Source organism: Acidovorax sp., from assembly GCF_016783915.1.
GTDB lineage: Bacteria > Pseudomonadota > Gammaproteobacteria > Burkholderiales > Burkholderiaceae_C > Acidovorax.
The window spans coordinates 1-7,962 of record NZ_JADHVT010000183.1 but is presented as its reverse complement, the minus strand read 5'-3'; the positions used below and the strand labels follow the sequence as shown (position 1 = coordinate 7,962).

The 7,962-nt window shown below is 60.2% G+C and carries 9 protein-coding genes; 5 read left to right on the top strand and 4 right to left on the bottom strand.

Going from position 1 to position 7,962, the window contains the following annotated elements:
- Positions 1–3: 3 nt before the first annotated feature.
- The 4 genes from ISS20_RS21855 to ISS20_RS21840 all read right to left on the bottom strand — a co-directional run bounded on the left by ISS20_RS21855 (position 4) and on the right by ISS20_RS21840 (position 3,460).
- Positions 4–1,887, bottom strand: coding sequence for a heavy metal translocating P-type ATPase (locus ISS20_RS21855; protein ID WP_366828679.1), 1,884 nt, complete (start codon positions 1,885–1,887; stop codon positions 4–6).
- Between the two features lie 265 nt (positions 1,888–2,152).
- Positions 2,153–2,551 carry a hypothetical protein gene (locus ISS20_RS21850; protein ID WP_146191257.1) on the bottom strand — a complete coding sequence of 133 codons (399 nt, stop codon included), beginning with the start codon at positions 2,549–2,551 and terminating at the stop codon, positions 2,153–2,155.
- A gap of 59 nt (positions 2,552–2,610) precedes the next feature.
- Positions 2,611–2,880 carry a flagellar biosynthesis protein FliQ gene (gene fliQ / locus ISS20_RS21845; RefSeq protein ID WP_108497721.1) on the bottom strand — a complete coding sequence of 90 codons (270 nt, stop codon included), beginning with the start codon at positions 2,878–2,880 and terminating at the stop codon, positions 2,611–2,613.
- Positions 2,881–3,115: 235 nt separating this feature from the next.
- Positions 3,116–3,460 carry a hypothetical protein gene (locus ISS20_RS21840; protein WP_146191258.1) on the bottom strand — a complete coding sequence of 115 codons (345 nt, stop codon included), beginning with the start codon at positions 3,458–3,460 and terminating at the stop codon, positions 3,116–3,118.
- Between the two features lie 318 nt (positions 3,461–3,778).
- Here ISS20_RS21840 and ISS20_RS21835 point away from each other — a divergent pair, with 318 nt between their 5' ends.
- The 5 genes from ISS20_RS21835 to ISS20_RS21815 all read left to right on the top strand — a co-directional run.
- The gene (locus ISS20_RS21835) at positions 3,779–4,015 is read left to right on the top strand and encodes a hypothetical protein (protein ID WP_146191259.1); all 237 of its coding nucleotides are present in this window, start codon (positions 3,779–3,781) and stop codon (positions 4,013–4,015) included.
- A 45-nt stretch (positions 4,016–4,060) separates the two neighbouring features.
- Positions 4,061–4,591, top strand: a complete 531-nt coding sequence (locus tag ISS20_RS21830) for a DUF4148 domain-containing protein (RefSeq protein ID WP_108497723.1) — start codon at positions 4,061–4,063, stop codon at positions 4,589–4,591.
- Positions 4,592–4,655: 64 nt separating this feature from the next.
- Positions 4,656–5,018: a cation efflux protein, CzcI family gene (czcI, locus tag ISS20_RS21825; protein ID WP_108497724.1), complete on the top strand. Its 363-nt coding sequence runs from the start codon at positions 4,656–4,658 to the stop codon at positions 5,016–5,018.
- Positions 5,019–5,173: 155 nt separating this feature from the next.
- Positions 5,174–6,529, top strand: coding sequence for a TolC family protein (locus ISS20_RS21820; RefSeq protein ID WP_108497725.1), 1,356 nt, complete (start codon positions 5,174–5,176; stop codon positions 6,527–6,529).
- Between the two features lie 8 nt (positions 6,530–6,537).
- The coding region (locus tag ISS20_RS21815) for an efflux RND transporter periplasmic adaptor subunit (RefSeq protein WP_291439506.1) at positions 6,538–7,962 on the top strand (1,425 nt) is incomplete at its 3' end.

Here is a 7,962-nt window from a genome sequence, read left to right as displayed (position 1 = left end):
CCATTAGTGGGAGGCCACGATACCCGTTTGAGAAGTGAACAGGAAAGCCAACAGAATCAACGATCTACCAACACCACCCCCGCGCCAGTGCTGGGTTTGCGTACCGCCAGTTATTGCACTGAAAACGAGGGGACCCCGAGCCACCGTCAGCAGTTCGTCGTCGGTCGCACCCTTGGCCGCGACCGCATCGGTCAGCTTGGGCTTGCCTTCGGTCAATGTCCCAGTCTTGTCGAAAGCGATGGAGCTGAGGGTGCCTAGGTTCTCTAACGGCCCACCGCCCTTAACCAACACCCCGCCGCGTGCAGCTCGCGCAACGCCGCTGAGCACCGCGCTGGGCACTGAGATCGCCAGCGCGCACGGGCTTGCCGCCACCAACACGGCCATGGCACGATAGAAGCTGGCAGAAAAGGGCTCGTCGATGACCAGCCAAGCGAGCATCAGCACGGCGACGAGAGCCAGCACTGAGGGGACGAAGATGCGCTCGAAGCGCTCAGTGAACTGCTGCGTGGGCGAGCGTTGGGCTTCTGCTTCGGTGACCATCTTGATCACCCTCGCCATCGTGGACTGGTCCGACTTGCGCGCCACCATTACATCGATGGCGCCCGCGCCATTGATCGTGCCGGCGAACACCCTGTGCTCAGCCGCCACCTTGTCGAAGCTTGCGATGGCCGACTTCGCGTCATCCATGGGTCGCTTGTCCACGGGCACACTCTCGCCAGTAACGGGAGCCTGGTTGACGCTGGTGGTTCCAACGACGACAACACCGTCCGCTGGCAGCCGCTCGTTGGGCTTGACTACGACGACGTCACCGACCTCCAAGTCGGCCAGCGGAACCTCCTTCGTGCTGCCATCGCGCCGAAGCAACGCCGTCTCGGGCGCCAGCTTGGCAAGCGCTTCGATGGCCCTGCGCGCACGTCCCATAGCGTAGTGCTCAAGCGAATGGCCAAAGCTGAACAGAAAGAGCAGCAACGCACCTTCCGCCCACTCACCAAGTGCCGCGGCACCGGCGGCGGCGACAAGCATCAGAGTGTCGATCTCGAATCGACGTGCACGAAGATTCTCAAAGGCCTCCTTTACGGTGAAATATCCACCGAAGAAGTACGCCCCTACATAGAGCGCCGTTGGAACCTGTGGCGCCGCGAAATCTCCTTTGCTTATCAGCCACCCAATGAGAAGCAAGGCCCCTGACAGCAGTGCGAAGATCAGTTCAGTCTTTTCGCCGAGAAGGCCTTCTTTATGGCTATGACCTGCGTGACCACCTGCTTCTCCATGACCGTGACCTGAGTGATCCTCGTCCCGCTCCTTGGTTTCATGGCCCTTGTGAGCTGAGTGGTCATGTGCATCCTTCTTCACTTCGTCTACGGCCGCGTCATTGGCTGCAGCCCGGAGCGGTGGCACCTTGGCAGCAGGCCCCGGCAAGGGTGCGCTCCAGGGAATTACATCACCGGATATGCCCAACGCGCCGAGGGCCTCGACCAACTCCTGTTGCGAGACGCTTGAGCGGTCGTACTCGATGCGCAATGAGCCCGAAGCTGCAACGTCTGCCTCAAGCACACCCGGAACGCGCCGCAGTTCAGCGGCTATCCGGCGGGCGGTGCGCGCCAGCAGCGATCCCTTGGTCCGAAACGACAAGTGGGCGTACTGTGAGGAAATCTCGGCACCGACCGATTGCACCAGCTCACGCACTCGGCCGAGGGTCATGCTATCGGGGTCGTAGTGGACGCACAGTTGTGGCGCCCCACTTTCTATGCCGACGATATGCACTTCGTCGATGCCGCTGCGGCCCTTTATCGTGTCCGTGAGCCGCAACACGCAGCGGTCATGCACTTCGCTCACGTCCGGAAGCACGAGTGGAAGATCGAGACGTAGCTTCTTGGAATTGCTCATTGCTTCTGCCTTGAATGATGTTTGATTGCGTGGCGGCACGCGAGAGAGCCAGTACCAGGGGATGGGTTCTGGCGTTGTCTCTCGGGCCAGGCCGCCGTAGAGAAGCCGAGTCAGCCGACCTCTTGCTCGCGGTCGCTGTGGCTTAGGCAGACCGGATTCGATGTCTATTGCCCGAAAAGGGCATCGCTCGAAAGTCAGGTCAATGCAGATACGGACTGGCGTGCGCGCACTGCGTGAGCGTGTCCGAGATCGAACCGATTGACTGTCAGGCTGCGCGCCGCCAATTCGGGCGCTCTATGCGGTGACGCAGGAAGCTGGGATGAGACTGCTCGTCAGCAGCAGCCAGTGGATCCGCCTGGCTCCCTGCCATCAGAGCAACCTGATCCAAGACAGCAGAGACGGAGGTGAGGTGGCAGCTTGGGCAATCGGGGTGATCGCCGCCGATTGATCGGTCAACTTCCGCTGAGTCCTTCAAACGAGTCGCCAGCTTGGCTTGATGCTCATGGACATGGTGGCCAAAGTGGGTGTCGGCCGTGCGCGCTTCATGCTGGCAATAGCCCGTGGCAGCCCCCCAAACGAATTGGATTGGCAGCAGCACCAGCAAGATGAGGACAAGGGCTTTGCGCACGCCTGCGATATTAGCAGCCGCGATGCCCAGTGCCAATGAAGGTTCCGAGTGCGCGCATTTCGTTGGAATGCGCGGGCGCTGTTGCCAACGAGTAGTCATCCAACCAGACCCGGGATCGAGAGCAGTACCTCTCGCAAGTAGTCCACGTAGGTGCTGATGAGCCATGGTCCGATGAAGATCAGCACAACTAGGGCGGCCACCAATTTGGGGATGAAAGACAGTGTGTTTTCATTGATCTGCGTCACTGCCTGGAGGATGCTAACGATCAGGCCCACCAGCAGCACCACGAGCAGGATTGGCGCGGCGGTCATCAGCAGCATGTGCAGTGCCGCCTGAGCGATGGTCAGGACTTGTTGCGAACTCATAAGAGGTCCTTACAGAAGGAGCCATAGGGAATGGGCGGACGAGCAACGCTGCGGGATTGGCGACACAGCCGGCCTTTTTGCCACTGGGGATTGAGTCGTGAAGTCGCGTCTGACGGCATACCGTGCGCGCGCGAAAAGCGTTGCCGCCAGCGAAGTTACGCGCGGGCGTTGTGTGAAAAGGTAGAGCTGAGGTTCCACCGCACACGGGTGGAAGATGCGTGCAGGAGCCGCGTACTCAGACCAGCGTCATTGGAGGGCGCAGTGGCCCTTCCAGTGAGGGCGGCGAATAGCGCGGAGCTGGTTCGCTGATGGGGTCAGCCGTCGGCACACTTGGTACTGCGAAGGCCAACGTAGGAATCAGCCCGGCAAGCGTCAGTCCTTCTTCTGGATGCACGTGCTTGCCCGATGCGTTCTTATGCCGGAATCGGTCGCCATCCGCGAACCGCACCTCGTCTTGTGCAGACACCACTAAGTGCGCGAACTGATCGGCGCGCGATGCGCCCGCAAACGGATTGACCATGCTGAGCGCCTGCCACAGCAGCACAACTACGAGTACGACCGATTGCAAGCGGTAGGACATGACGCCGGATTATAGGCCAGCCATACGCGCATGGGCGCAAAGTGCAAGGTTCTCTACAAAGCTGTCAAAAATGTAATCTTCCGGTCACTGCCTCGATGGGGCGATATTTTTAGACTTCTCTCCGTGGTGCAGAAAAAGCTTCACCCGGTTGCCAAGAGGTAGCCGGCGCAACAGGAGATCCTCATGAAAGTTCGCAACGCACTCATCATCGTTGGCCTGGCCACCGTCGCTACGACTTCGTTCGCCGCGTCGGCCTATCACGCCAGCCCAGTGCAGTAGCAGGGAGCAGTATTTACTCCCGACCATCTGGGCAACACCGTGAGCCGGGACTCCGTTCGCAACACTGTGCTAGTAGCCCAGCAAGACGGCTCGCTCCAATGGATCAGCCGAGGCTATCCAGCCACCTATCCGCTCGTCAAGGCGCCGACCCTTACGAAAAGCCGAGCCCAGGTGCTGCAGGAGCTCGAAGATGCCAAGCGCAACCCGATCACAGCAGATGGCATGCGCGACATGGGCGGCGAAGCTGGGTGGGTCAACGCCCAACAGCTGCCGTAATCCGCCCTTCACTTATCCAATCACATTTACTCAAAGGACCACACCATGAAATTCAAGACTGCACTGCTTCTCGCCGCCATGGGCGCCGCACCTCTGCTGGCCTCTGCGCAATCGGCCCCACTCACCCGCGAACAGGTTCGTGCAGAACTGTTCCAAGCCATTCGCAGCGGCGACATGATGGGCAGCGGTGAGTCGAGCATGACGCTGCGGCAAATCAACCCTCGCGCTTACCCAGCGCAAGCGGCGACTGGCGCCAAGAAGACGCGTGAGCAGGTGCAGCAGGAGCTGGGCCAAGCTATCAAGTCGGGAGAAATGATGGCCGCTGGCGAATCTGGTGCCAAGTTGAATGAGATCGCGCCAGGACGCTATCCTTCGCAAGCGGTGGCTGCTGTCTCGCCAAAGTCGCGCGATGAAGTCAAGCACGAACTTGCCGAGGCAGTTTTTCACGGCGAGATCCTCGCCAACGGTGAAGATGGGCGCATGCTAAAGGAGGTATTCCCGGGTATGTACCGTGGCAGCCACGCTGCGGACGTAGCGGCGGAACGCGGCTACACCGGCAGCGCCCGAGGTCTGTGAAGCTGCGGCTTTGGTCATCGAGATACAGTGCTCAGAATTCAACTTGCCATGCTAGACTGAAAAAATGAGTCGCTGGATCGTCGCTTTGATGCTAGTACTGCTACCGCTCCAGTTCAGCTGGGCTGCGGTAGCTTCGTACTGCCAGCATGAGCGCTCGACATCCACGACCACCGTGCAGCATGTGGGTCATCACGAGCACCAGCACAAGGCAGACAGTGTTACTGGTAAGGTCGTTGTCGAGAAAAATCTCGACAAATTCGACCCCGATTGCAGTTCGTGTCATGGCCTCGGCCTGGGCGCACTTTATTTGCCAGATGCGAAGTTGCCTACGTTTCGCGGCAATGAAATGAACGCTTCTGCGCTATCAGCGCTTGAAGGCGTCAGCCCGACTCCTCCCGACCGCCCTCAGTGGCCGTTCCTCGCCTAGTCGGCGGGGCTTCCTTACTCATCCTTTTCTAGGTCCGCCATCCTCTGGCGGGCTTCGCTGCGCGTGCCGCTGCGAGAACGGATCATGGTTGCTAGGCACCACACGGCTGCCATCCCCGCCGATTTCTTCGTGTTTCAAGGTCAATGGAGAATCGGATGTTCAAGGGATTTCACGTTCAAAATGGTCCGGGCGCTTCACGCAATCGGAAGCGGTTTGGGGTCACTGCAGTTGCGACTGCCATTTTTATTGCTACCACTACGGCAGCAGTTGCTCAGGGGCTGGCGCCGAGTACTCAGCAGAGCCCAGCGGTACTTCACGGTAGTGCTGCGAGTTCCGCAGCTCCGTTATCGCTGGCCCGTGCCATTGAGATGGCGTTGGAGGGCAATGCGGACGTAGCCGCAGCGACCCGCCAGGTCGAAGCCACCGAAGGCCAGATCATTCAGGGTCGCGCGCGGCCAAACCCTGAACTCGCGTATTCGCTGGAAGACACGCGTTCGAAGACACGCACACAGAGCTGGCAGCTTAATCTGCCGCTGGAATTGGGTGGCAAACGCGCGGCACGTACGAAGGCTGCAGAAAAGGCACGAGAGCAGGCCCAAGCCCAACTCGCCGAGGTCGTGTCCACCGTCCGAGCCAATGTCGTGGCTGCGTACTTTGATGTTCTGACGGCTCAAGAGAGGCTGTCCCTTGCGAAGGACAGTGCTGCCCTGGCCAAGGCATCCACGGACACCGTAGCGAAGCGAGTTGCGGCGGGCAAGGTTTCCCCAGTCGAAGAGACCAAAGCGAGGGTTGCGGAAGCTGGTATCCGCCTGGAGCTGACTCAGGCCGCAAGTGAGGAGCGCAACGCGCTGACGCGCCTGTATGCGCTACTGGGAAGGACCAATGCGTTTGCTTTGTCGCTTGAAGGCGAAGCCGAGGCGCTACCGCTTGTACCGAACTTGGCAGATCTTCAATCGCTAGTCGTGTCTTCGCCTTCGGTGGTGTTGGCGAGGGTTGAGGTGGATCGGCGCAAGGCGTTGGCCGAGGTTGAGCAAGCCAAGCGCGTGCCGGACATCACCGTCAGCGCCGGTGTGCAGCGTAGCAACGAGACACAACGCAACCTGCTGCTGCTAGGTATTTCAGTGCCGCTGCCGGTATTTGATCGCAATCAAGGCAACCTGCTCGAAGCGCTGAAGCTTGAAGACAAGGCCAGGGATGAGTTGCAAGCAACCACGGTACGGCTGCACAGCGAAGTGACTCAGGCCCACGACAGGCTGTCCACGATCACGTCAGAAGTCCAAACCTTGCGCTCGGATGTGCTCCCAGGCTCCAAATCGGCATACGACGCAGCCACGGTCGGTTTCGAGAACGGCAAGTTCAATTTTCTCGAAGTCTTGGATGCGCAACGCACCTACTTCACCGCCAAGTCGCAATACCTGAAAGCCTTGGCCGAATCCCATCGCGCAGCAGCCGAGATTGACCGGCTGCTGGGTGGCAGCACGTCCCTCACCTCGACCATCAAGAAAAACTGAGATCGACCATGAACAACATCAAACCAAGCATCAGCAAGAAGCACCTGATCGCCATCGCAGTCGTAATTGCGCTGGGAGTGGGCGCTGGCGTTTTCGTTATGCAAAGCGGCAAGCCTAAGGCGGCAGCTGCAGCCGAGGGAGACGGTCACGGACACGGAACGCACACGGAGGCCAAGGGCCACGGTGACGGCGAGCACCACGGAAAAGCCGATGGCAAGGGCCACGACGACGACAAAGGCCATGCCGATGGCGAGCACCACGAGAAGAGCGCGTCCAAGGGCGCCAACGGCGGCAGCCTCTTCAAGGAAGGCGACTTCGGATTGGAGGCCTTGCTATCGGAAGACGGAGGTGAGCCACGGCTGCGCATCTGGATGTTCGAAAAAGACAAAGCGCTGCCTCAGAGCGCTGCCACCGTCGCCGCAACGGTCGCGCGCCCAACAGGAGACAAGCAGGCGTTGACATTCGTTCAGGACAAGGATGGCTGGGTGAGCCGCGAGACGGTGGCTGAACCCCACGCCTTCGATGTTGAGATCATCGCGCGAAAAGGCAACGAGCCCTTCATGTTCGTGATGAGCAAAGAAGAGGGCAAGGTCGAGTTGACCGACGCCCAGATCAAGGCGGCAGCCATCGGCGTTGACTCGGCATCTGCTGCGAGCATCAAGTCTGCGCTGCTGCTGCCCGGCGAGATCCGCCTCAACGAAGATCGCACCTCGCACGTGGTTCCACGCCTTGCTGGCGTGGTGGAAAGCGTTAACGCCAGCTTGGGCCAGGTCGTCAAGAAGGGGCAGGTGCTGGCCGCTATCGCGAGTCCCACAGCATCGGAGCAGCGCAGCGAGCTGCAGACGGCCCAAAAGCGCATGGCCTTGGCAAAGACGACCTACGAGCGGGAGAAGAAGCTTTGGGAGCAGAAGGTCTCGGCGGAGCAGGACTACCTGCAGGCCAAGCAGGCACTCAACGAAGCCGAAGTTGCTGTCGCCAACGCCAACCAGAAGTTGGGGGCATTGGGTCTGTCGTCCTCTTCCGCCTCGGGCCTGAACCGGCTTGAGCTGCGTGCGCCCTTTGATGGGATCGTCATCGAGAAGCATCTGAGCCTCGGCGAAGCCGTCAAGGAAGACGCCGCCGTGTTCACGATTTCTGATCTGAGCCAGGTGTGGGCGGAAATCAACGTTCCAGCCAAGGATCTCCCTCTCGTGCGGGTCGGTGAGAAAGTCACCATCAAGGCCACCGCGTTCGACGCTTCAGCGACGGGCACTGTGGCCTTCGTGGGCGCGCTCATCGGTGAGCAAACCCGAACCGCCAAGGCGCGGGTGGTGTTGGATAACCCCAAGGGAGCATGGCGGCCAGGCCTGTTCGTGAACGTCGAGGTCGTGGCTGATGAGGCAACTGTGCCCGTGACGATCGCTGCAGACGCAGTCCAGACGGTTGGGGACAAG

Bases quoted from the DNA above. Each gene is read 5' to 3' on its own strand.
- ISS20_RS21855 (WP_366828679.1), bottom strand. From the start codon at position 1,887: ATGAGCAATTCCAAGAAGCTACGTCTCGATCTTCCACTCGTGCTTCCG.
- fliQ (WP_108497721.1), bottom strand. From the start codon at position 2,880: ATGAGTTCGCAACAAGTCCTGACCATCGCTCAGGCGGCACTGCACATG.
- ISS20_RS21840 (WP_146191258.1), bottom strand. From the start codon at position 3,460: ATGTCCTACCGCTTGCAATCGGTCGTACTCGTAGTTGTGCTGCTGTGG.
- ISS20_RS21830 (WP_108497723.1), top strand. From the start codon at position 4,061: ATGAAATTCAAGACTGCACTGCTTCTCGCCGCCATGGGCGCCGCACCT.
- czcI (WP_108497724.1), top strand. From the start codon at position 4,656: ATGAGTCGCTGGATCGTCGCTTTGATGCTAGTACTGCTACCGCTCCAG.
- ISS20_RS21820 (WP_108497725.1), top strand. From the start codon at position 5,174: ATGTTCAAGGGATTTCACGTTCAAAATGGTCCGGGCGCTTCACGCAAT.